22 protein-coding genes and 1 pseudogene are annotated in these 23,407 nt (G+C 61.5%); 15 read left to right on the top strand and 8 right to left on the bottom strand.

The features are described from left to right. Positions 1 to 58: 58 nt before the first annotated feature. The 7 genes from KDC96_RS06685 to KDC96_RS06655 are packed head-to-tail and all read right to left on the bottom strand — an operon-like array spanning position 59 to position 4,666. Positions 59 to 538 carry a hypothetical protein gene (locus tag KDC96_RS06685; protein ID WP_249171956.1) on the bottom strand — a complete coding sequence of 160 codons (480 nt, stop codon included), beginning with the start codon at positions 536 to 538 and terminating at the stop codon, positions 59 to 61. Beyond that, complete coding sequence (locus tag KDC96_RS06680; RefSeq protein ID WP_137678732.1) at positions 535 to 1,413, bottom strand: DsbC family protein; 879 nt, start codon at positions 1,411 to 1,413, stop codon at positions 535 to 537. The genes KDC96_RS06685 and KDC96_RS06680 overlap by 4 nt, the downstream gene beginning before the upstream one ends. After that, positions 1,410 to 2,693 carry a TraB/VirB10 family protein gene (locus KDC96_RS06675; RefSeq protein ID WP_173214071.1) on the bottom strand — a complete coding sequence of 428 codons (1,284 nt, stop codon included), beginning with the start codon at positions 2,691 to 2,693 and terminating at the stop codon, positions 1,410 to 1,412. Before KDC96_RS06675 ends, KDC96_RS06680 begins: the two co-directional genes overlap by 4 nt. Beyond that, positions 2,693 to 3,448: a type-F conjugative transfer system secretin TraK gene (locus tag KDC96_RS06670; RefSeq protein WP_173214073.1), complete on the bottom strand. Its 756-nt coding sequence runs from the start codon at positions 3,446 to 3,448 to the stop codon at positions 2,693 to 2,695. Before KDC96_RS06670 ends, KDC96_RS06675 begins: the two co-directional genes overlap by 1 nt. After that, positions 3,445 to 4,014, bottom strand: a complete 570-nt coding sequence (locus tag KDC96_RS06665; RefSeq protein ID WP_152434338.1) for a type IV conjugative transfer system protein TraE — start codon at positions 4,012 to 4,014, stop codon at positions 3,445 to 3,447. Before KDC96_RS06665 ends, KDC96_RS06670 begins: the two co-directional genes overlap by 4 nt. 11 nt (positions 4,015 to 4,025) lie before the next feature. Continuing rightward, a complete protein-coding gene (traL, locus tag KDC96_RS06660; RefSeq protein ID WP_173214075.1) occupies positions 4,026 to 4,313 on the bottom strand; it encodes a type IV conjugative transfer system protein TraL in 288 nt (95 codons plus the stop codon). 26 nt (positions 4,314 to 4,339) lie between these two features. Beyond that, positions 4,340 to 4,666 carry a hypothetical protein gene (locus tag KDC96_RS06655; RefSeq protein ID WP_173214078.1) on the bottom strand — a complete coding sequence of 109 codons (327 nt, stop codon included), beginning with the start codon at positions 4,664 to 4,666 and terminating at the stop codon, positions 4,340 to 4,342. A gap of 363 nt (positions 4,667 to 5,029) precedes the next feature. Between KDC96_RS06655 and KDC96_RS06650 the strand changes: the two genes are divergently transcribed. Together KDC96_RS06650 and KDC96_RS06645 are read left to right on the top strand one after the other, a co-directional pair. Further along, entirely contained in the window at positions 5,030 to 5,491 is a 462-nt protein-coding gene (locus tag KDC96_RS06650) for a hypothetical protein (RefSeq protein ID WP_173214080.1), read from the top strand. A gap of 1 nt (position 5,492) precedes the next feature. Next, positions 5,493 to 5,759: an AlpA family transcriptional regulator gene (locus KDC96_RS06645; protein WP_173214082.1), complete on the top strand. Its 267-nt coding sequence runs from the start codon at positions 5,493 to 5,495 to the stop codon at positions 5,757 to 5,759. A gap of 47 nt (positions 5,760 to 5,806) precedes the next feature. Here KDC96_RS06645 and KDC96_RS06640 read toward each other — a convergent pair whose 3' ends face one another. Then, complete coding sequence (locus KDC96_RS06640; protein ID WP_173214084.1) at positions 5,807 to 6,193, bottom strand: helix-turn-helix domain-containing protein; 387 nt, start codon at positions 6,191 to 6,193, stop codon at positions 5,807 to 5,809. 82 nt (positions 6,194 to 6,275) lie between these two features. Between KDC96_RS06640 and KDC96_RS06635 the strand changes: the two genes are divergently transcribed. The 13 genes and pseudogenes from KDC96_RS06635 (at position 6,276) to KDC96_RS06575 (ending at position 23,400) form a co-directional block, all read left to right on the top strand. Then, entirely contained in the window at positions 6,276 to 6,638 is a 363-nt protein-coding gene (locus KDC96_RS06635) for a DUF3703 domain-containing protein (protein WP_173214086.1), read from the top strand. A gap of 8 nt (positions 6,639 to 6,646) precedes the next feature. Continuing rightward, positions 6,647 to 7,291, top strand: coding sequence for a class I SAM-dependent methyltransferase (locus KDC96_RS06630; RefSeq protein WP_173214088.1), 645 nt, complete (start codon positions 6,647 to 6,649; stop codon positions 7,289 to 7,291). A 2-nt stretch (positions 7,292 to 7,293) separates the two neighbouring features. Next, positions 7,294 to 7,707: a hypothetical protein gene (locus KDC96_RS06625; RefSeq protein WP_173214090.1), complete on the top strand. Its 414-nt coding sequence runs from the start codon at positions 7,294 to 7,296 to the stop codon at positions 7,705 to 7,707. Positions 7,708 to 7,771: 64 nt separating this feature from the next. Then, positions 7,772 to 9,010: a TolC family protein gene (locus tag KDC96_RS06620; protein WP_173214091.1), complete on the top strand. Its 1,239-nt coding sequence runs from the start codon at positions 7,772 to 7,774 to the stop codon at positions 9,008 to 9,010. A gap of 11 nt (positions 9,011 to 9,021) precedes the next feature. Then, positions 9,022 to 10,173, top strand: a complete 1,152-nt coding sequence (locus tag KDC96_RS06615) for an efflux RND transporter periplasmic adaptor subunit (protein ID WP_173214093.1) — start codon at positions 9,022 to 9,024, stop codon at positions 10,171 to 10,173. Positions 10,174 to 10,219: 46 nt separating this feature from the next. Next, positions 10,220 to 13,441: an efflux RND transporter permease subunit gene (locus KDC96_RS06610; RefSeq protein ID WP_173216237.1), complete on the top strand. Its 3,222-nt coding sequence runs from the start codon at positions 10,220 to 10,222 to the stop codon at positions 13,439 to 13,441. Continuing rightward, on the top strand, positions 13,441 to 15,933 hold the full coding sequence (locus KDC96_RS06605) for a heavy metal translocating P-type ATPase (RefSeq protein ID WP_173214095.1): 2,493 nt from the start codon (positions 13,441 to 13,443) through the stop codon (positions 15,931 to 15,933). The genes KDC96_RS06610 and KDC96_RS06605 overlap by 1 nt, the downstream gene beginning before the upstream one ends. Beyond that, positions 15,930 to 16,568, top strand: coding sequence for a cation diffusion facilitator family transporter (locus tag KDC96_RS06600; protein ID WP_152434343.1), 639 nt, complete (start codon positions 15,930 to 15,932; stop codon positions 16,566 to 16,568). The genes KDC96_RS06605 and KDC96_RS06600 overlap by 4 nt, the downstream gene beginning before the upstream one ends. Continuing rightward, entirely contained in the window at positions 16,519 to 17,034 is a 516-nt protein-coding gene (locus tag KDC96_RS06595; protein WP_234030081.1) for a hypothetical protein, read from the top strand. The genes KDC96_RS06600 and KDC96_RS06595 overlap by 50 nt, the downstream gene beginning before the upstream one ends. Positions 17,035 to 17,155: 121 nt before the next feature. Then, complete coding sequence (locus KDC96_RS06590) at positions 17,156 to 18,391, top strand: TolC family protein (protein WP_152434344.1); 1,236 nt, start codon at positions 17,156 to 17,158, stop codon at positions 18,389 to 18,391. Continuing rightward, positions 18,388 to 19,878 carry an efflux RND transporter periplasmic adaptor subunit gene (locus KDC96_RS06585; RefSeq protein ID WP_173214097.1) on the top strand — a complete coding sequence of 497 codons (1,491 nt, stop codon included), beginning with the start codon at positions 18,388 to 18,390 and terminating at the stop codon, positions 19,876 to 19,878. The genes KDC96_RS06590 and KDC96_RS06585 overlap by 4 nt, the downstream gene beginning before the upstream one ends. After that, positions 19,875 to 23,041: pseudogene (locus KDC96_RS06580) on the top strand (efflux RND transporter permease subunit). The gene KDC96_RS06585 and the pseudogene KDC96_RS06580 overlap by 4 nt, the downstream one beginning before the upstream one ends. After that, a complete protein-coding gene (locus KDC96_RS06575; protein ID WP_172970324.1) occupies positions 23,038 to 23,400 on the top strand; it encodes a copper-binding protein in 363 nt (120 codons plus the stop codon). The pseudogene KDC96_RS06580 and the gene KDC96_RS06575 overlap by 4 nt, the downstream one beginning before the upstream one ends. The last annotated feature ends 7 nt before the right edge of the window (positions 23,401 to 23,407 follow it).

The following is a 23,407-nucleotide window of genomic DNA, read 5'->3' as shown; positions in this document are numbered from 1 at the left end:
GGGGGAGGGGGACGACCAGGTGCCCCGGGGTCCGGCGCTTTGGCGCCGGGCAGCTCCGTCAGATCCTGCGAGGGGATGACCAGGACATCGGGAGGCTGCTGGGGGACGGATTGGAAAGCTGAAAAGGAATTGCTTCTGCGGCGGCGGGCGGGGCGACTTCTGCTTCAGCCGGACGCGCCAGTGCGCGAAGCACGTCGCCGGTCGAACGCGGCGCGCGCCAGCGCTCGGCAGCGCGATCGGGCAGCACGACATGAACAACCCGGGCCTCGTGGATGCGGCCCGCCCCGTCGCGGTAGCCCGCAACAACGATCCGCAATCCGCGATCACCGGCCCTGTGCGCTCCCGCAGAGGCATGACCGGACCGTTCTGCCTGTGAAACGCGGGTCGCGGTATCGTCGATCATCGAGGTCGGCGCGCAGCTTCCCTCCGGTGCCCGGCAGGAAAAGTCGCCCTTGACGTTGCCGCCAAGCGTCGCACAGCCGGCGATCATCAACGCGAGAATTGCCGTCGCTCCGACACGGGTCGCACCGCCGCTCATTGCTTCGATCCGGTCTTGGCATTGGCAAAGGCGCGCAGTGTCTTTGCATCACGGTAGCCGTGCAGCACCGCACCGTCGCGCGCCCGGACGATTACCGGGGTTCCGGCAAAGCCGTTGGCCTGTGCAAAGGCTTCGTTGGCATCGAGCGCAGCTGACTTTTTGCAGGTTGCGCGCGGTTCGAGGTGCTTGCCGGTGTATGCGGCATGGAGCGCCTCGACCGGGTCGGCGGCGCACAGCACCGCCTCGGACAAGCGGCGGCTCGACGCGCCGAAGATCGAGATCGGCCGTTCCTCGACAAGAACGCCTGCCTTTTCGAGTTCGCCGGTGAGCCGCTTACAGTAGCCGCACTGGAAATCCGAGAAGACAACCAGCTTCAGCCCCTTGGGATTGCCCCACAGGATCGCGCCTTCCTTGGGAAGGGCTTTGAGATCGACATGCGTCGCGACCTGCCTGTCGCGGGTTTCGGCAACGTCATGGCGCCCTCCAGTGTCCTCGCCGGCGTGGCGGGCTGCGCCGGCGGCGAGCAGGTCGGGGTTGAGTTCGAGCAGGCGCGCGGCAGTCACGTCGCGCCGCTCCTCCATGTCGTAGAGCCGCCCGACGAAGAGGTAGCGTGCCGCTTCGTCGATGTAGAACAGCGTCTCTCCCGAGACGACCTCGCACCATGGCGCGAATGTCGTGCAATCGAGCGCGTCGATCGGCGTTCTGGGCAGACGAAGCTTGAGCGCTTCAACCACATCTCGCGTGATCGCGGCCTGCGCGGGCATGGCGGTTACGATCGCGACGCCGCTTGTAAGGAGGGCTGCTGCGCTGGCGGCGGCGAGCGATATGTGCGCGGCGCGCGCCTTGAGGCCGGGCCGCTGGTTCGAGTAGTTCATTGGGGTGTGCTCCTGACATGGACGCCGTCAAGAAAGACGATCTCGACTGCGATGCCGGTCGGCATCTCGACGACGGGTTGGTACTGTTCTGCGCGTTCGATGAGGTATTTGCTGACGGTGTCGGCGGCTTCGCCCGCGCCCTGGCCCAGGCCGCCTGCGAGGATGTCGGTCGGCGAGAGCGCGTCGCGCTTGCCGTCGCTGCCGACAGGCTGCGCAAAGATGCCGTTGGCATTGGCCGAGAAGCCGCGGCCGAAGCCGCCGACGATTCCGGCGAGCAGCGCCTGGCTGACGAGGCTGCCTTCGCGGCTGACGACATTGCCGCGCACGCCCGACTTGCCGGCGAAGGCGATGAACCCCTTGACCTCGCTGACCGCGAAGCGTCCACCTGGTTGCGCGCAGGTCATGCGCACGAGCTTCACGTAAACCTTCTCGGCCGAGAGATCGCCGCGCGCCGCGCCGTTCACGAGGCAGCCGGTGAGATCGGTGGTGAGGAGCTTGTTGCCCTGCAGCACCGAGCGCGCCGGGCCGGTGATGCGCAGCACAACGGGCAGCGGATCGCTCTGGCTGGTCACGCCCGTCGAGGCGTCGACCCCGACGATCACGGTAGCAGGTGCATAGCTGTTGGGCGGCAGGTAATCGCGGCTTGCCTCGAGCAGCAGCGGCGGCGCGTTCTCGGTTGCCTTGACTTTGGCTGCGCCCGGCTTTTCGGATGAGAAGCTCAGCAGGCTTGCCTTGGGTTCGCTCGGCGGCTCGAGCGGTCCGGGAGCAAAGCCCGGAGCCTGCGGATCGACTGCGGCCGCCGGCGCGATCGGGGGATTGGCGCGGACGGTTTCGAGTTCTGAGCGCAAGGCGGCGTTCTCCGCCGAGATCGCATCGATCGCCGCCTGGCCGTCGCTCAGCATCCGCGCGTTTTCGCCGCGCAGCGCTTCGAGCTCCTGCTCGATAGAAGCCTTGGGAAGCTGGCTCTCCTGCAGGTCCTTGATCGCCTTGCCCTGCGCATCGAGGCGGTTGCCGTAAGTGGCGACGAATTCGCGCTGCGAGAGATTGCGATTGACCAGCGCGCCGGTCTCGATCGTGGTCGCGCCCGCGCCGTCGGCGCTCGCTTCATCCTCACCACCGAAGATGAACATCGAACCGGCGATGAGTGCCACCCCGCCGATCCCGGCGAGCAGCAGCTTCTGCTTCTGCGCCACCGTGCGGTTGAGATTGCGCCGGGCTTCGCCGCGCGTCTCGTCCTTGGGCGCTGCCGCGGGCGTATCGCGTGTGTCGGGATCGGCCATTATTCGAGCCCTCCCTTTGTAAAGACGAGGAAGGCCTGCGTGCTCTCGCCGGGCTGGAGGCTGTCTCGGCCATAGGCAAAGGCCAGCGCCCCGGCGGGCGCCTCGCGTTCACCGGCAAGGTCGACGGGCATCGGGCCGAGATTGCGTAGAGTAAAGGCCTGACCGATCAGCTCGGCACCTTCGTATTCGGCGACCTGCTGCACTTCGAGACTGTCGGTTCGGCGTGGTCGAGAGAGTTCGGTGCGGGCCCGGAAGCCCGGCAGAACCCCGTCGCTCGCCATCGCCTCGATCAGCCGGATCGCGGCCTCGTCGCGGGTCGGGGCTTGGCCTTCCCACTCGCTCGCCTGGGATTTGGCGAGCGCGGGATTGGTGACGAAGAGCTGGCTCGCTTCCTCGCCTTCGACGCGGCAGGTGAACTTGTAGACATAGCCCGCGCTGCTCGTCGCGAAGAAGCTGACCCTTGCGCTCGCATATTGCAGCGGCACCGAGACATAGATGTCGCCGCGCACCGGCTCGTGGGTCACCTCGAAATCGTTGTAGGGATAGCCGCTCGCCATCTTCGAGACATTGCCGAAACCGTCCTCGATGAGGGCGATACGGGTCAGCGCGCCGCGTGCGAGCACGCAGTCGATCGCGGCGCCATCAGCGGCCTCGACGAACTGGTCGGCATGTGCCGGTGAAGCGTAGGCGGCCGTGGCGATTGCCAGCGCAACGCCGGTCAGCGCGGCGGGGAAGGGGCGGGATAGGAGTGTCATGGGTTCTCCTCCTCGTTTTCGGTTGGGAGCTGGCGGAAGCCGGTAAGGCCGAGACTGAGGCCGCGGCGGTTCCAGCTGAATTCGAAGCTGCGCTCTTGGCTTGCGATCACCTGCGCACCGACGAAGGTCTTGAGCGTGCCGGTGACGACAGCGGTGAGCGCCTGCGCGTCGACCTCCATCCGCGAGATGACGAAGGCCTGGCTGATGTCCGAACCGCGCTGCTCGTCGACGATCTTGACGAGCTCGGCCTTGAGGCTCCCGTGCGCTGACGGATCTGCCACCTTGAGGACCTGTTCCATCCAGTAGTCGAGGCTCTCGGGTGCGCGATTGAGCAGCATGAGCGCGGTGTCGCGGGTTACGAGTTCGAGGTAGTGCGCATCGGTACCGCCGCTCCCGAGCGTCAGGCGCTCGGTCGTGACAGGCACCAAAATGACGCTTTCCTCGCGCGTCGCCGCCGCGCCGACCGCCAGCAGGCTGGTAAGGCCCAGCACGGCTGACAGCGCGGCGAAGCGGTTGCGCTGTTTGAGGTGACGCTGCGCTTCCTCATAGGCGAATTCGTGTCTCATGGGTTCCTCCCTCAGCCTGCAAGCAGGCGGCAGTGGGAGGGCGGCGTGGCTTTAAGACCGAGGAAGCTCCCCGGCAGATACCAGTAGGCAGCATGGACCAGTTTCGACCCGGCACCTGACGCCTTCGCCTTTCGAAGGGCGAACCAGGTGAGCCCGGACAGGGCTGTGCCGATGAGGATGTGCTGCGAAAGGATGCCCCACGCGAAGGGGACGAGCAGTCCCGCAAACTCGTCGATGGTCCAGAAGCCGATGAGCTCCGGGTCGTCGAGCCGCCGTGGAACGAGGTATCTGTCGGCCATGCCGCCCTCCCGTCGTTAGACCGCGATCAAATGGTTGCGGTCACGACCGAGGTGACGATCGGCACGCCTGTGCCGACGCCAATTCCGACACCGACCGGGACCGCGACCTGCCCAAGGGCGAAGCGGCCCGAGGCGAGCGCGATCAAACCGCCGGCAAGGCTGAGGACGGTGATGATCTTGCCGCCCGAACCTTCGAGGAAGTCAGTGAACTTCTGCAGCGCCGGATCAAAGGTCGTGTCGGCACCGGCATAGGCGGCACCGGCGCAGGCGAGCGCAATCGCGGCCGGAAGAATATAGTCGCGGGCACGAATGCCTTTAACGGATGGGCGGGGAAGGGTGATTGCATTGTTCATCGAGGAACTCCGTTTCGAACATTGGCAGCGATGCGTTCGCTGTATGTTCTTTCCTCGATTGGAAGGCAGGGTGTAGGAAAACGGAAACTGACGCACGCGGCATTCCGACCAAGAGAAATCGTCGATTCTGGGCAATCTGACCAGGCTTTGCGCGACCGGTGCAGACATTGCGGCCAAGAATACCGATCATTGCGCCACCCATACCGAAGTCTGAGATCGAGGGACCGGAATCTGCGCGAATCAAATCGTGTGACGATGAGCCAGTTTCCTACGTGTTCCTTATTTGTTCTTTTTCCTTTCCTACAGTTTGACGCGTCGCCTAGCCTGTTGGTGATTCGCTGAAGATCACCGGAAGCAGGAACAATGGCGCGAAACACAAACGACAAATGGGAAGAACTATCGCGAGGAGTCGCCGCTTTCCTCGACCATGCCGTGGACGAAAGTGGCAAGTCCCGGCGGACGATTGCCGCACAGACGAATATCAACAAGGACGCGCTCCGACGCATCCTCGCCGGGACAAGGTCAGCCACACTGCCAGAGGCGCTGGCCATCCTTGACGCGAGCGGACACGCGCCGCGCACCTCCCTGATGCTGGCACTCGCGGGGTACTCGCAGCGTAGCAAGGATTGGCAGAATAGCGGCGTGCTGGAATTTCTTGAAACCTTCATAAGCGAGTTGCCGTCTGCTTTGGATCAAGCGCTGGGCCAGAGGCTGCTCGATGTGAGACCGCGCTGGGCAAAGGGGACCGCGCACCGCACCGCCGGTCTCCTGTCGGATCACCTCGCGCAACTGGAGCGGCAGGATGAACAAAGCTTCGCTCTCTGAAATGACGACTGGTATCGAAACGGACGCGGAAGCCGTTCCTGTCGAGCCAACGCCAGACCGGCTCATTCGTCTTCCCGAGGTCATGGCGCGCGTGGGCCTGCGCCGAACGGCAATCTATCAGCGGATGCGCGAAGGCCGTTTTCCAAAGTCGCGTTCGCTCGGTCCCCGTTGCACGGTTTGGGTCGAAGCCGAGATCGATGACTGGATTGGTTCTGTTGTCGAACGCACCGACGAGATATGTCAGAACACGCCCCGAATTTCGAGATGATCATGGTTTGCGTCCCGTCACCGCTCGAATAAACGCGCGCTGTCCCGCTAGCCGGAAAGCACTTCGATTATCCGGCATTCGCCAACCGCTCCGTGCTGGCAGTCGTCGACCATATGGCGCAGTTCGGTTCGCAGTTTTCGCAAGTCACCAAGCTTCCGATCCACTTCGCGTAGGTGGAGGCTGGCAATAGAGTCCACGGCTTCGCACGATTGCGATGGATCATCCGACAAAGAAAGCAATTGGCGCACCTCCGCCATGGTGAAGCCAAGGTCGCGTGCGCGGCGGATAAACCGCAATCTGGCCAATTCGGTCGAACCATAGTCCCGGTAGTTTCCGGCGGTGCGTGGTGGTTCCTCCAGCAATCCGGTCCGTTCGTAGTAGCGGATCGTTTCGGCGGTCGTGCCGGTCTTCCGCGCCAGGGCACCAATCTTCATGGGTTTCTCGCAATGCTTGACCTTGTAGCCACTACAAGGTGCATAAGACGATTCGAAGATGCAAGCAGAACGGTAAAATCCTGTGGCAAAGAAGGACATTATTGAACTTATCGAAGCTGAGCGGTGCGTTTTCCGTGCCGCCAGGCAGTCTGGTGACCGGGCTTTGGCTTGGACCGCGCTCGAGCGGGAACATATTCTGGGCCAGGGCTTCTTCGGGCCGCACCTTCGTTCACATATGACGATGCTGGGCTATGCAGTTGAAACCCGCGATGGCCGCGAAGTTCTGGGGCAGGTCATACGTCTTGCGCTCGCTCCCCTTGGCAATCTCACCGGACGGCTCCCCTGGGGCAATACCGGACGCGCAAACGTGAGCGCATTCGCGCCAATGCCATACCCGGACGACCTCGCGGAGGTTTTCACCATCTCTTCGGACGAGGTTCGCTAGCACGCGCCATGGCAATTCTATCCAACGAACAGGTTGAACGTCTCTACGACAAGACCGCGGGAATCTATGACCGATTGGTGTCGGGGTTTCGGTGGGCCGGTCTTGGTCGCTGGCGACGCGATCTGGTTAACCGGCTTGAACTCAACGCCGGTGACCATGTGATCGATCTATGTGCTGGCACCGGCGCAAACCTCGCGTTTCTGCTTGAGAGAGTAGGACCAAGCGGCAAGGTGACGCTGGTCGACCTTTCGCAAGGCATGCTCGACCAAGCCCGTCGACGAGCGAAGCGCCTGCGAGCTAGCAATGTCGAATTTGTGCAGTCAGACGTAGCCGCCTTCCGCTTTCCGAGCGAGACCAGCGCAGTCATCAGCACCTTTGGACTGGAAATGCCACCTGACTACGCCGCGATCATCGAGCGCGCCTCAGCTGCTCTCCCGACGGGTGGCCGGATGGCCCTGCTTGGCCTGAAGCACCCCGAGCGCTGGCCGCGATGGCTGATTGAAATCGGCATAGTGCTGACCAAACCATTTGGTGTGGCGCGGGAATATGAAGAGTTCCGCCCTTGGCTTCCAGCACGCAAAGTTTTGCGCGAAGTTCATTTCCGCGAGTTTCTGGCCGGTTGTGCGTATGAATTCGTCGGTGCCAAATCGTGATCATGAAAAGACAAGCGCTCAGACAGCCGTGGTTGCGCAAGCTTTGCAAGGCTCCTAAAGGGTTGAGTAACATGCCGCGTCTTGTGTTCCCCTTCCTTGCGATCATCGCCATTCTTTTCGGTAGTGTCCTATCGTTACCTGACGCGCATGCTTCAGAAGGCGAAAGCTTCGTTCATGCGGCCGATCACGTTTATGCGCATGGGGCGGACCACTTCGATAGCAATGATCCCGAGCCGGACCATGATGGTCAGGACCATTCGGCAACGCATCATCACAATTGCAGCTTCAGCCTCGCCGATAGTGGAGTGTTCCTGGGGTCGCCCTTTGCGCGCACGAATAGCCTGAAGGGTCCGCTGGCGACTTCGATGCTCACCTCGCGCGCGCCGCCGGTTCTGATCCAACCTCCCAAAGCCTGACAGCAAATCATGTGCGAGTGCGCCTGCGCGTGCGCTCGATTGGTTTCAGTCAGGAGATACAATAATGCGGTGCTTTGCACTGGCCGCGGCCTTGATTGCCGTGTCCACGGGTTCGCCAGTATTGGCACAGGAAACAGTTACACTCGAGGAAGCGCTCGCTCGAGCGGGCGTCGGCATTGAAGGGGAAGATGACCCTTCCAGCAATCCCCGGGTTTACGGCCCTCAGGCGGAGGCCGAAGCCGCGCGTGCGGCTATCGACCAAGCACGCCTCCGACCCAATCCCGAGCTATCGCTCGAGGCCGAGAACATCGCGGGCTCCGGCGCTTTCTCCGGGCTGCGGTCGACCGAATATACCCTAGCGATCGGTCAGCCGCTCGAACTCGGCGGCAAGCGAAGCGCACGCATCGCGAGCGCACGCGCATCGTCCGATTTCGCCGGCTTGCAGAGCGAATTTGCCTTGTCGCAACTCGCTTTGGGGGTGCGCGAGCGTTATGTGCAGGCTGTCGCCGCAGGCCAACGCCTCGTTCTCGCGCGGGAAATCGTCGAGCGAAACCGTGAACTGACGCGGATCGCCAACGTGCTTGTAGAGGTCGGGCGGGAGCCGCCTCTTCGAGCTATGCGTGCACAAGCTACGCTTGCCGAGGCGGAGGCCGAATTGCAGGCTGCACAAGCAGACGATTTAGCAGCACGTCAGGCGCTCGCGGCTCTCTGGGTATCCGGACAGCCCAATCCCGCAGTATCGAACGTCTTTCCTGACTTATCGCCGCCCCTTGCACCGCCGGTTTCCGAAAATCCGTTGCAACTGCGCATTGCGGGCGCTCGAACCAGCTTTGCTGAAGCCGAAATTGCGCGTGAGCGCTCGCTTGGCGTTCCCGACCCAACGCTGTCGGCAGGCGTGCGCCGTTTTGAGGAAAGCAACGATCAAGCGTTCATCGTCGGGATTTCCATTCCGCTTCCCTTTCGCAACCGCAACCAGGGCAACATCGCAGCCGCCGAGGCGCAATACCGCGCGGCAAGCGCGAGCGAGGCGATAGCCGAGGCGGACTACCGCGTGGAGTTCGAGCGGACGCGAACGCTTTATCTGGCCGCCGAAACGCGTGTGGAGACCCTCTCCAGCGCATCCCTGCCGCAGGCTGAGGAAGCGCTCAGGCTCGTCGAAATCGGCTACCGCAATGGCAGATTTCCGCTGATCGAAGTTCTGGCGGCTGCCGAAGCGCGCGACGCCATTCGTGAAAATCTGATTCAGGCAGAAGAGACCCGCGGCCTGCTCGCGGCGCGGCTCATCTGGCTCAACGCACAGTGAGGCCCATTTCCATGGAACGTAGCCATTTGATCGCCGTAAGCGGCGTCCTGATCTTGCTGGCCGCCTTGGCCTCGGTCTTCTGGCCCGCTGACTCAAACGGACCCGACCAGCAAGCGGAACAAGTTGAAAAGAGCGAAGTCCCCGAAGGCGTTCTGCTGATCGACGAGAAGCAGATCGCAGCTTCGTCGATAGAAATCGAAGCTGTCCAATTCGGCGCAGCAACGGAGCTTGTATTCCCAGCGACCGTCGCCGCGGCGCCGAATGCCAGCGCACGGATCGATGCGCGTGCATCCGGTGTGGTGAAGAGCGTGAACAAGATGCTTGGCGATTATGTCAGGCAGGGGGAGGTGATCGCGCGGATCGAGAGCGCTGATGCTGCCGGACTGGCTGCGCAGGTCGCTGCCGCGCGTGCGCGGGTCAATGAACTGTCTGCGCTCTACGACCGCGAAAAGCGGCTGTTCGAGGCCAATGTGACGGCCCGGCAGGATCTCGAAGCGGCGCAGGCCAATCTGCAAGTGGCAAGATCGGAGCTGTCACGCGCACAAGCCGCATCCGCTGCTGCTGGTGTCAGCGGGGATGGGCGTTCGCTGGCCGTGACGAGTCCGATTTCAGGGCAGATCACCAGCGCGCCGATCGTGCTTGGCTCCTACGTCTCCGCCGGTGAAGAGATGTTCCAGATCGTGAACGCGAGCGGCTTGCAGGTGCAGGTCGCCTTGCCTGCCAGCGATGCTGCGAGAATTCGGCCGGGCGATGAAGCTACGTTGGAGCTCGGGCAGGACCGGGAGATCGGCGGACGTGTGCGCTCGGTGACCCCGGCACTCGATCCGGAAAGCCGTAGCGCGACAGCGATAATCTCACTCGCCGGAGCGGTCCCTGGATTGCAGCCAGGCGCATTCTTGCAGGCGCGCATCCGACCCTCAGGTGAAACCGATGCGACCTCGATCTCGGTGCCTGAATCCGCAGTTCAGATGGTCGAAGGCCGTGAAGTCGTGTTCGTTCGCACGCGTACCGGGTTTCGGGCGATGCCTGTCGTGACGGGATCGCGCTCGGGAGGGCGCATCGTGATCGAGTCCGGATTGCAGAATGGCCAGCGGATCGCGACCGAAAACGCCTTCCTACTCAAAGCCGAACTCGGAAAAGAGGAGGCCGAACATGGACATTGATCGGTCTGAAAGCGGTTTCGAGGAGGAGCGCAGCAGCCATGATGGCCTGATTGGCGGCGTCCTTGACTGGTCGGTGCGCAATCGCTGGGCGGTCGTAGCCCTTGCCCTAGGTGTTGCCATTTGGGGCGCGTTCAATCTAGCAAAACTGCCGATTGATGCGGTGCCGGACATCACCAATGTTCAGGTGCAGATAAACACCGAGGCACCGGCCCTCTCGCCCTCGCAGATCGAAACGCAGGTAACCTTCCCTGTCGAAACCGGACTAGCCGGTATCGAGGGACTTGAGATGACCCGCTCGATCTCGCGTAACGGCTTCAGCCAGGTCACCGCGATCTTCGAAGAAGGCACCGACATCTACTTTGCCCGGTCGCAGGTCGAAGAGAGGATCGCCAACCTGGCCTCTTCGCTTCCTGCAGGTGCGGAGCCGTCAATGGGTCCGATTGCAACCGGTCTCGGCGAGGTGTTGATGTATACCATCGAATTCGAGCATCCGGGTGGAACCGATGCGCCCAAGGGTGGTGCTGTTGGCTGGCAGAAGGACGGCAGCTTTCTCACGGACCGGGGCGAGCGATTGGACACGGCGGTGGCAAGAGCCGCCTATCTGCGCACGGTACAGGATTGGGTTGTCGCGCCGCTGATGCGTACGGCCGACGGCGTGGCGGGCGTGGACTCGATCGGTGGCTTTGAGAAGCAGTACCTGGTGCAGCCAGACCCCGACCGCCTCAACGGCTACGGCGTTTCGCTCGACCAGCTGATTACCGCGCTCGAAGCGGCGAACCAAGCCGAAGGCGCCAACTTTGTCGAAAGGGCTGGCGAAGCTCTTCTTGCACGGGTCGATTCCCGGCTGAATTCCGTAGAAGACATTGCGCAGGCAGTGGTGGCAACGCGCGAAGGTGTGCCGATCCGCGTCGGCGACGTGGCAACGGTCGAGATTGGCGGCGATCTCCGCACTGGTGCAGCCTCGCTGAATGGCGAGGAAGCCGTCGTGGGTACTGTGCTGATGCGCGCAGGCGAAAACAGCCGCACCGTAGCTGCGGGTGCTGCCGACAGGCTCGACGAGGTACGGTCGTCGCTTCCAGCAGGAGTTGAGGCGGAGATCGTCTACAACCGTTCGACACTCGTCGATGCGACCATCGTGACGGTACGCAACAACCTTGTCGAGGGCGCGCTTCTCGTCATCGTTATTTTGTTCTTGCTGCTTGGAAACATCCGCGCCGCGATCATTGCAGCTCTGGTCATCCCTTTGTCGATGCTGATGGCAGCTATTGGCATGAACCGGCTTGGCGTATCTGGCAATCTGATGAGTCTTGGTGCGCTTGATTTCGGCCTGATTGTCGATGGCGCTGTAATCATCGTCGAAAACAGCATCGCGCGCCTCGCCGCAAGGCAGGAGCACGAGGGACGTTTGCTCACACTGCGCGAACGCCTTGCCGAGACGCGGGCAGCGGCGCATGAGATGATCAAGCCAACGGTGTATGGCCAGGCGATCATCTTTCTGGTTTTTGCGCCACTCCTCACCTTCACCGGGGTTGAGGGCAAGACATTTTCGCCCATGGCCATCACGGTGATGCTGGCACTTGCCTCGGCATTCATCCTCTCGCTCACGTTCGTCCCCGCGATGATCGCTCTCTTGCTGAACAAGAAAATCAACGAACAGGAAGCAAAGCCCATCCGAATGACAAAGGAGCGCTATGGTCCGCTGCTGCGCAGAGCGCTTGCCCGTCCATGGCCTGTCATCGGTACCGGAGTCGGCGTGTTCGCGCTCGCGGCGCTTGTCTTCAGCTTCATCGGCAGCGAATTTACACCGCAGCTCGACGAGCGTGATCTGGCTGTCCAGTCATTGCGTATTCCTTCCACCCCACTGGAGCAGTCGCTTACAATGCAGCGCCAGGTTGAAGCGCGATTGAAGCAATTCCCGCAGGTTGAGCTGGTATTTTCGCGCACCGGCACGGCAGAGGTCGCGACCGACCCCATGCCGCCGAACATCTCGGATGCCTATGTTATCCTCAAACCGCGCGAAGAATGGCCTGACCCCTCGCTGTCTAAGGATCAACTTGTAAGCGAGATGGAAGAGGCGCTCGGCAATCTCGTTGGCAATCTCTATGAATTCAGCCAGCCCATCGAGCTGCGCTTTAACGAGCTTATCGCAGGCGTTCGCGGCGATGTCGCGATCAAACTCTACGGCGATGATCTCACGGCCATGACTGCGGCTGCAAACCAGGTCGCGGTCGTGCTCCGCGGTGTCGAGGGCGCGGCCGATGTGAAGGTCCAGCAGGTTTCGGGTTTTCCGACGCTCGATATAGCCTTCGATAGGCCAACGATTGCGCGCTACGGCCTCACGGTCGAAGACGTGGCGCAGTCCGTTGCCATAGCGCTTGGAGGTCGAAACGCAGGGCTGGTGTTCGAAGGCGATCGACGTTTCGATGTCGTGGTCAGGCTATCGGATGCAAATCGCAATGACTTCGACCAGCTCGGATCATTGCCGATCGTGCTTCCCAATGGAGGAACCGTGCCGTTGCGCGCAGTGGCAAAGTTTCAGGTGATCGATGGCTTGGCCGAGGTCCGGCGCGAGCAGGGTCGCCGGCTGGTGATTGTGTCCGCCAACGTTCGTGAACGTGATCTTGGGTCATTCGTCGAGCAGGCACAGTCCGAGGTTGCCGCGAATGTTGATTTGCCGTCCGCATCGTTCATCGAATGGGGCGGTCAGTACCAGAACCTGCAACAGGCTCAGCAGCGTCTGCTGATCGTGGTTCCGCTCGCCTTCGGCGTCATCTTGTTGCTCCTGTATTTGGCGGTCGGCGGTTGGGTCCCTGCGCTGGCGGTGTTCAGCGCAATCCCTATGGCACTGGCTGGCGGGGTCTTTTTCCTGGCTCTGCGCGGCATGCCTTTTTCCATCTCGGCAGCGGTGGGGTTCATTGCTCTCTCCGGAGTTGCGACGCTGAACGGCCTCGTCATGATCACAGCGATCAAGCAGCGTCTCGAGCAAGGCTTGGAACTGGGCGACGCGATCATCGAGGGCGCGATCGCGCGGCTGCGGCCGGTGTTGATGACAGCGCTAGTTGCATCGCTCGGCTTTGTTCCGATGGCGCTTGCGACGGGAACCGGGGCCGAAGTGCAACGTCCATTGGCTACGGTTGTCATTGGTGGGTTGATCACCGCCACCGCGCTCACCCTGTTCGTATTGCCTGCCATTGTAAGCCTGATCTTCGCGAGAAAACCGCGCGCGACCCAGGTTGAGACATCAGCAGCAGCGAGGAGCGACAGCTAGTGACACGGAATATCGAACTCGAACTATCGTCGCTTCTCCCGGACATTCCGAGCGACACCGACAGATGTATCGCTCGGCTGCAGTCGTTGCTCAGTTCGCGGGCAGGTGTGCATGGGGTCGAGGTCGTTGAAGGATCGAACAGTGCACCTGCCCAGCTTGCAATATCTTACGATCCCGATCGTCTCACGATCGCGCGGATCAGAGAACTTGCGCACGTAGCAGGAGCGGAAATTTCCGGGCGCTACGGGCATGTTGTGTGGCAAACCGAGGGCATTAATTCGGTGCGCCGGGCGCAGACGGTCGCAGATCTGGTAGCCCGCGAATCCGGCGTACTTGAAGCAAATGCCGATGCGAGCGGAAAGCTGGTCGCCGAGTTCGACCGCCGGCGTACCGATGAGACCGCGATTGCCAATGCGCTGCAAGAACTGGGGGTTTCAATCAAGGCCGACAAAATCGCCGCAAATGCCAGAGATGCTGAAGAACACCGCCATGACGATAAAGATCATTCCGGGCACAGTCACGGCGGCATCTTCGGCGCTAATACTGAACTCTTTTTCTCGCTCGCTTCGGGCGCATTTCTCGCCATCGGCTTCGGGATCGAGAAGCTATGGGACGGGCATCCGGTCTGGCTGCCGTTCGCTTGTTATATAGTGGCATATTTCTTCGGAGGCTTCTTCACTCTCCGAGAGGCGTGGGACAATTTGCGCCTCCGCCGGTTCGAAATCGACAGCCTCATGCTTGTCGCCGCTGCGGGCGCCGCCTTTCTCGGGGAATGGGCCGAAGGCGCGCTACTGCTGTTCCTGTTCAGTTTCGGCCACGCGCTCGAACACTACGCGATGGGGCGCGCGAAGAAAGCTATCGAAGCGCTCGCCGGGCTTGCCCCGGACACCGCACGGGTAAAGCGCGGAACTGACGTAGTTGAGATCCCGGTCGAGGAGCTTGCGCTAGGCGACGTGGTAATCGTGCGTCCGAACGAACGCCTTCCGGCTGATGGCTTCATCCTGGACGGCGTCAGTGCCATCAATCAGGCTCCGGTGACCGGCGAAAGCGTGCCGGTCGACAAGAGCGCGGTTTCGGATGTCGCTTCTGCGCGCGCCAATCCTGACAATCTTGCGGATGACAATCGCGTCTTCGCGGGGACGATCAACGGATCGGGCGCACTCGAAGTGGAAGTGACCCGGCGATCGAGCGATACGACCCTAGCCAAGGTCGTCCAAATGGTGAGCGAAGCCGAGGCTCAGCAATCTCCTACCCAGCGCTTCACGCAGCGCTTCGAGCGAATTTTCGTGCCTGCCGTGCTCGCTCTGGCCGGCCTGCTCCTTTTCGCATGGGTCGTCATCGACGAACCCTTCCGCGACAGTTTCTACCGGGCGATGGCGGTGCTTGTGGCTGCCAGCCCCTGCGCTTTGGCGATCGCGACCCCGAGCGCGGTCTTGTCCGGAGTGGCCAGAGCAGCGCGCAGCGGCATTCTGGTAAAGGGCGGCGCGCCGCTCGAGGATCTCGGTGCGCTCAAGGCCATCGCGTTCGACAAGACCGGTACTCTTACCGAAGGCGAACCCCGCATTACCGATGTCGAACCCGCGCAGGGTGTATCTGAAAACGAACTGCTTGCGATTGCTTCGGCGGCTGAAAATCTGAGCGATCATCCCCTGGCACAGGCGATTGTCAGGGACGGCAAGCAGCGGCTTGGCGATGAGACTCTGCCCGAAGCAACCGATCTCGAAAGCTTCACAGGCAAGGGCATCACCGCGCTTGTCGGCGGTGAGCGGGTGTGGATCGGAAAGCTCGAAATGTTCGGGCAAGATGGGGTCCCTCCGCTCAGTGCCGAACTGTCGGATGCTATAGAGTCCATGCGCGAGCGCGGGCGGACGACGATGGGCGTTCGCTCGGAAACGCGCGATCTCGGAGCGATCGGCTTGCTCGACACGCCGCGTGCGGCGGCAAAGGCGACGCTCGAAGCGTTGCGCGGCCTCGGGATCACCCGAATGATCATGATCTCGGGCGACGACCAAAGAGTGGCCGATGCGGTTGGAAAGGAAGTCGGCCTCGACGAGGCCTGGGGCAATCTCATGCCCGACGACAAGGTCAAGGCCATCCGCAAGCTTGCCGGCCAGGACAAGGTTGCGATGGTCGGAGACGGGGTCAATGACGCTCCGGCCATGGCGAACGCAACGGTCGGAATAGCAATGGGGGCTGCCGGATCGGACGTTGCATTGGAGACAGCCGATGTCGCGCTGATGGCCGATGATCTCGCCCGACTGCCTTTCGCCGTCGATCTGAGCCGACAGACCCGGTCGATCATCCGGCAGAATATGATCGTCAGTCTCGGAATTGTCGTCGTGCTCATCCCGGCAACCATTTTCGGTCTCGGGATAGGCCCCGCTGTCGCGGTTCACGAAGGATCGACACTGATCGTGGTCGCCAACGCGCTCCGGCTGCTGGCGTATAAGGAGAAGGGCGGCACAAAAGAGAGAACGGGGAAGCCAGTATGAGCTGCAACGATGACTTCGATCTGGATTCGGCGGACAAGCGACGCACATTGTGGATCGTATTGTGGCTCAACGTCGCAATCGCGGTTGGTTTCTTTGTCGTTGCCTATTTTGCGGACTCGAACGCGCTCTTGGCCAACGGGCTCGACAATTCATCCGATGCATTTGTCTACGCGCTCAGTCTTCTGGCTCTCACCCGTTCGCAATCCTGGAAACGAGGGGCCGCGCGTTTCTCAGGCATTATGCTCCTAGTCTTCGCCGGAGGCGTTATCGCCGATGCCGTCAGGCGTTTCATCGAAGGCTCCGAGCCGGGCGGCCTGATGATGATCGCCATGGCGGGCATCGCGGCGGTGGTGAACCTCATATGCCTGCGCATGCTCCAGAAGCTTCAGCAAAAGGATGTCAATCTGCGCGCAGCGACCACGTTTAGCTTTAACGATTTCATATCGAACGGCGGTATCATCGTCGCCGGGATCATCGTTATGCTTACAGGCGCAAATTGGCCGGATCTCGTGGTTGGGATCGCGGTTGCTGGCATCGCCCTGTATGGCGGGATCGATATCCTTCGCGATGCGCACAGGGATAAGCATGAGGAAGCGGGCACCCAACATATCAAAGGCGACGAATTCCGAAGATGATGCTCGAATTTTGCATTTTGGCCGCTGGATTGCCTCGGCTCCTTATTCAGACTATCGCAGCTTCGTGAAATTTGTTCGCGCCTTGACCCTGATTTGCTTCAGCTTTGGACTGCTTGTGCAGGTTGCTGCGCAGGCGGCCGTTCCGCAGAGCGAAATGGCTGGGTCGGCTGATTGTGCTGAAATGGCGCAAGGCATGGCCGAGCACGGCATGTCTGAACACGCGATGCCCGAACAGATGGTTTCCGAAACGGACCCGGCCGAACAGCATGGCTCATGCTGCGAGATGAGCCTCGATTGTCTCGTAGCCATGAATTGCCTGCCACCGCTGGCGCTTGCGGGTCCGGGACTGGCGCATGCAGGACCGTTTCCTGTTGCGCCTACGTATCTGGCCGCTAGCGCCAACAGGCTCGACAGCCAGCCTCGACCGCCGGAATCTCCGCCTCCACAAACCGAACTCACCATCTAGCATTTCCCGGGCGGTGCTCTGCGCCGTTTGCGAGCTTGACGGATTACTTGACTTGCGCCGTGTCGATTGACGCGTACGCCGAAGTCGTTCCCGGCCAGTTCGCTTTGAAAGAGTGAGAATTATGGATTGGCGAATTGGCTGGGTGCCGTTTTCGGCACTGCTCGCCGCGCAAGCTGCGCAAGCGCAGTCTGTCGGATACGAGGAAGCACTTGCAGCGGTGCGGGGCGAGCAACCCGTTTTGGAAGCTGGCGCGCTGCGTGTACAATCACGGCGCGAGGCTGCGGAAGCGGCGGACGAGCTTCCCGACCCGCGTTTACGCGCAGGGGTTATGAACCTTCCGGTAAGCGGACCCGCGGCGTTCGAGCTTGACCGGCAACTTCCTACGCAAGTCGCCATCGGTATCGAGCAGGAGATACCCAATCTTGCGCGGCGACGGGCGAGGTATGGCGTTGCCAGTTCCGAAGTTCGGGTGGCGGAAGCACGGCTCGGTATGGCGGAGCGCAATCTTCTCGCAAGCGCTGGAACCGCTTGGGTCAGCTTGTTCTACGCGCAAGAACGCCTCGATCTCGCCAGCACAGCGCTCGATGAGCTGCGAGCCTTCATCCCTGTTGCCAATAGCGCAGTTGCGTCGGGCTCGGCCCGCCCGGCCGAAAGCCTCGTGATACGGCGCGAATTGCTTGGGATCGAGGATGCAGCGACGTCGATCGAGGCCGAGCGCGAGACGGCGCAAGCGCAGCTTTCCCGATACATACCGTTCCCTGACCCGGTTGCCTTGGGTGAGGCTCCCACGGCGGCTCTGGATGAAAACCAGCTTCGCTTCGAACTGGAAGGGAATCCCGAACTCATTCTGGCCGATGCGGAACGAGACCGGGCCGAAGCCGGTGTCGCGCTCGCTCGCGCTGAAAAGAGGCCGGATTTTGGGGTGAGCGTCAACTATGGTCGTCGCGACCAGGCGTTTGGCGATGCGGTGTCGGTCATGGGGTCGATTACTCTTCCGATCTTCACCGACCGGCGGCAGAATCCGCGCATCGCCGCCGCCGAAGCCGATGCCGCTGCCGCTTTGGCCGAACGCGAGGATCGCAGACGCGCGCTGGTCGCGGATTTCGAAGCCGATCTCGCCACTTGGCGCAGCACTATGCGCCAATGGCGCCGCGCGCGTGATGAACTTCTTCCGCTCGCGCGTGACCGCGTTGACCTCGAGACAGCCAGCTTTGCGGCCGGGCGTGCCGATCTCGTCGATGTGATTGCGGCGAAATCCGCACTTGCCTTGCTCGAGCTGGAAATTCTCGAACGCGAACAGGCGGCCGTGCAGGCGGCGGTCGAGCTACAACTCACATACGGGGAGGGCAGGCCATGAACTCCGTGCTCGAACGATTTACGCAGCGCCGACGCATGTTTGCGGCTGGGCTAGGTATTGCCCTTGTCAGCCTGGCTGCTGGCTACGGTCTTCACATGCTCGGCGGCGAGAGCAGCGGAGCTGGCTCGCCGACGGATACTGACTGTGAGGATGTGCTTTATTGGTACGATCCGATGGTGCCCGGACAACGTTTTGACGAGCCCGGTAAGTCGCCCTTCATGGACATGATGCTGGTTCCCAAGTGCGCCGGAGAAGCTGCGGAAGCGGGCGTCCGGATTGATCCCGGCCTTGTGCAGAATTTCGGAATTCGCACCGCAGCAGCCGAGTTCGGCGTTCTCGAACCGGAGATCACCGTTACGGGTGTCCTCGCATACAACAGCAGGGATATAGCTATCGTCCAGCCGCGCGCGGGGGGCTACGTCCAACGCACCTATGGCCTTACGCAGGACGATGTCGTCAGTCGCGGCGCTCCGATCGTCGATATTTTGGTCCCTGATTGGGGCGGCGCGCAGCGCGAGTACATTGCTGTGCTCAATACTGGCGATCGGGCGCTGGCAGATGCGATGCGGCAGCGCATGCGATTGCTTGGAATGAACGACGCAATGATCGCATCGGTCGAACGCACACGCAGAGCCCAAAACACGATCACCGTCACGGCTCCGGTGGGCGGTGCCGTAACAATGCTTGGGGTGCGCTCCGGCATGACTGTAATGGAAGGTCAGACTTTGGCCGAGATTACGGGCTTTTCGCCGATATGGCTTGAAGCTTCGGTTCCTGAAGCCCAGGCCGCAAATATCCGGCAGGGCCAGCCCATCAGTGCGACCCTGGCAGCGTATCCGGATCAGCGATTTGCGGGACGGATTGTTGCCATCCTTCCAAGCGCCGATGCCGCGAGCCGAACCATCACCGTCCGGGCTGAGCTACCCAATCCGCGCAGCAGGTTGAAACCAGGGATGTTCGCGCAGGTGTCGCTTTCACCCGACACACGGCGAGCCTTGCTGGTACCGTCGGAGGCGGTCATTCGAACCGGACGCCGAAATCTCGTGATGCTCAAGCAGGATGAAGGCGCGTTCCTGCCTGCCGAGGTCGAAATCGGGCGCGAAGCGAATGGCAGGACAGAGATACTCGCAGGCCTTGCGGAGGGCGAGCAGGTCGTCACTTCAGGTCAGTTCCTGATCGACTCCGAAGCAAGTCTTGGCGGGATCGACGTCAGGTCGATCGATGGGACCATGAGCATGGCGTCGGACGGCTCGCCAAAGATGAGGGCATACACCGCTACGGGAAGAGTGACGAAAATCGCTGGTGCTTCGATCACTCTCAACCACGCGCCGGTTCCCGCCCTCGAATGGCCAAGCATGGTCATGCCCTTCGCCCTCGCCGACGCCGCTCTAGTTGACGGTATTGAACCGGGCGACAAGGTCGAGTTTACCTTCTCGCAGCACGACACCGGTCCGCGCATCGAATCCATTCGGAAGACCGACCGATGATCGCGCGCATAATCGATGCCTCGATCGCCAATCGGTTTTTCATCGTTCTGGCGGCCTTCGCGGTCGCGCTCGCCGGCTTCTGGGCGGTGCGCGCAACGTCTGTCGATGCGATCCCAGATCTGTCTGATGTGCAGGTCGTGGTGCGGTCGAATTATCCGGGGCAAGCTCCGCGCATCGTCGAGGACCAGGTCACCTATCCGCTCGCAACGACGATGCTCTCGGTGCCGGGCGCGGAAACAGTGCGCGGCTATTCGATGTTCGGCGACAGCTTCGTCTACGTGATCTTCGAGGATGGGACGGACCTCTACTGGGCGCGTTCGCGCGTGCTCGAATATCTCAACCAGGTGCAAAACGAATTGCCCGACGGAGTGACCAGCTCGCTCGGGCCGGACGCGACGGGCGTAGGCTGGATTTACGAATATGCGCTGGTTGACCGAACGGGGAACAGCGACCTTGCTGGCCTTCGGAGCCTTCAGGACTGGTTCTTGCGCTATGAGCTGCAGACCATTCCGGGCATCGCAGAGGTCGCCAGCGTCGGCGGCATGGTCAAGCAATACCAGGTCGTCCTGGAGCCTTATCGCATGGCTTCGCTTGGCGTCACTTACAGCGATGTCGTGCGCGCCATACAAGCTTCCAATCAAGAGGCTGGCGGATCGGTGGTCGAAATGGGCGAGGCCGAGTTTATGGTCCGCGCTTCAGGCTATCTCACGTCTCTCGACGACTTCCGGCAGATCCCTCTCAAATCAGTCGGGAACGGTATACCGGTTACTCTATCCGATATCGCCACGATCCAGCTTGGCCCCGAAATGCGGCGAGGAATCGCCGAACTCAATGGCGAAGGCGAAGTCGCAGGCGGTATTGTTGTGCTTAGACAAGGCGAGGATGCGCGGGCAACGATCGCGGCTGTCGAAGAGAAGCTCGACGTGCTCCAGGCCAGTCTTCCTGAAGGGGTCGAGATTGTCACGACCTATGATCGTTCGAAGCTGATCGACGCCTCGATCGAAAACCTGACCGGAAAACTCATCGCCGAATTTATCATCGTCGCGATCGTTTGCGCGCTGTTCCTGTGGTATGTGCGATCAGCATTGGTGGCGATCGTCACGCTTCCATTGGGGGTGCTGGCGGCCTTTATCGTGATGCGGTTCCAGGGGGTCGATGCGAACATCATGTCCTTGGGCGGCATCGCCATCGCAATCGGCGCGATGGTCGACGCTGCCATCGTCATGATCGAGAACGCGCACAAGCATATCGAGCATTGGGAAGAGGACCATCCCGACGAGAAGATGTCCAACGATGAGCGCTGGAAACTGATTGCGGACGCATCGAAAGAGGTGGGGCCAGCGCTGTTTTTCAGCCTCCTGATCATAACCCTATCGTTCCTGCCGGTGTTTACTCTGCAGGCGCAGGAAGGGCGGCTCTTCTCCCCACTGGCCTTTACCAAGACCTATGCCATGGCGGCGGCCGCCATTCTGTCGGTGACGCTGGTTCCCGTTCTGATGGGCTGGCTGATCCGCGGGAAGATACCCAAGGAGGACACCAACGTCCTCAATCGCTTGCTGACCAACGCCTACCGGCCCGGTCTTGATTGGGTAATGCGCCGACCGAAAACCACTTTGGTTGTGGCCGGACTGGTATTCCTTACAGCGCTGATCCCGTTCACCCGTCTTGGAGGAGAATTTCTTCCCCCGCTCGATGAAGGCGATCTCCTCTACATGCCGAGCGCTCTGCCTGGCCTGTCTCCTGGTGAAGCGTCCGCATTGCTTCAGCGGACGGACCGACTGATCAAATCCGTACCGGAAGTCGACACCGTTTTCGGAAAAGCGGGGCGGGCCGATACAGCGACCGACCCCGCGCCGCTCACGATGTTCGAGACAACCATCCGGTTCAAGCCGCGCGAAGACTGGCGGCCGGGCATGACGCCAGAGAAGCTCGTCGACGAGCTCGATCGTGCTGTGCAGGTGCCGGGACTCGCCAATGTCTGGGTGCCCCCGATCCGCAACCGCATCGATATGCTCGCGACCGGTATCAAAAGCCCGATCGGCGTGAAAGTGTCCGGCGAGGACCTTGCCGAAATCGAGCGCGTAGCTTTGCAGGTCGAGAATGTCGCAAAACAGGTTCCTGGCGTCAGCTCCGCATTGGCAGAGCGTCTTTCGGGAGGCCGCTATGTCGATGTGGACATCGACCGGGTCGCTGCGGCGCGTTTCGGGCTGAATATCGCCGATGTTCAGCAAATTGTGTCAGGCGCGATCGGCGGCGCGAATATCGGACGGACAGTCGAAGGATTGGCGCGATATCCTATCAATGTCCGCTATCCGCGCGAGATCCGCGACAGTCTCGGAGAACTGCGCGCGCTGCCTTTGCTAACCCCCTCTGGCCAGCAAATTACGCTCGGCACCGTAGCGCAGGTGAGCGTCAGCGATGGCCCCCCATGCTCAAGAATGAGCAGGGCCGTCTTATCAGCGTGGTCTATGTCGACACGCGCGGGCGCGATCTTACTTCGGTCGTAAGCGATCTTCAGGAGGCGGTGTCAGAGGGCGTCGATCTGCCTGCCGGTGTGAGCATCTCTTACGCGGGCCAGTTTGAATATCTCACCCGCGCCAATGAGCGGTTGCAGGTCGTCGTTCCCGCGACGCTCGGCATCATCTTCGTTTTGCTGTACCTGATCTTCCGCCGCTTCGACGAAGCGCTACTTGTTATGGGCACACTGCCCTTTGCCCTCACCGGCGGCTTCTGGCTGCTCTATCTGATGGGCTACAACCAGTCTGTTGCGACATCGGTGGGTTTTATTGCGCTTGCCGGTGTGTCTGCCGAGTTCGGCGTCATCATGCTGATCTACCTCAAGTCTGCGCTGGCCCGGCGCAGCGGTGCCCTCGATGCGGACGGCGTGGGCGAAGCCATCAGGGAGGGTGCTCTTCTGCGCGTGCGTCCCAAGGCGATGACCGTGGCCGTCATTCTTGCCGGTCTCTTCCCTATCCTCATTGGAACCGGCGCAGGTTCGGAGGTCATGAGCCGCATCGCCGCGCCGATGGTGGGCGGCATGATCACCGCACCGCTGCTTTCGATGTTCGTTATCCCCGCCGCATATTTGTTGATGCGGCGCCCCCGGCCCGAACGGCCAACCCAACCCCAAGGAGAAGAAGAATGCGTACCACAACCCTCATGAGCCTACTGGCCCTTCCGCTGGCGATGGCGGCCTGCGATTCTGGCCAGGACACTGCCCAGATGAACGACATGCCGATGGCAGAGAATGAAATGATGGACGGCGAAGATATGCCGATGATGGAACCTGGCAGCGGAATGCAAACCGCCAACGCAGAAGGCACGGTCACTGCAATCGATGCCGAAGCGGGCACGATAACCGTCGACCACGGTCCGGTCCCGGCGATCGAATGGCCTGCGATGACCATGGCTTTTGGAGCCGATGAACAACTGCGCAGCGAAGTAAGCGTCGGTGAGGGAATTGCCTTTGAATTTCGTACTGGTTCTGAAGGCAATGTGATCACGTCGATCACGAAGCAGTGAGTCGGTT

Source organism: Erythrobacter sp. JK5 (genome assembly GCF_018205975.1).
Lineage (GTDB): Bacteria > Pseudomonadota > Alphaproteobacteria > Sphingomonadales > Sphingomonadaceae > Erythrobacter.
Note: the sequence above shows the minus strand (reverse complement) of the source record. Positions and strands in the feature narration are given on the sequence as shown.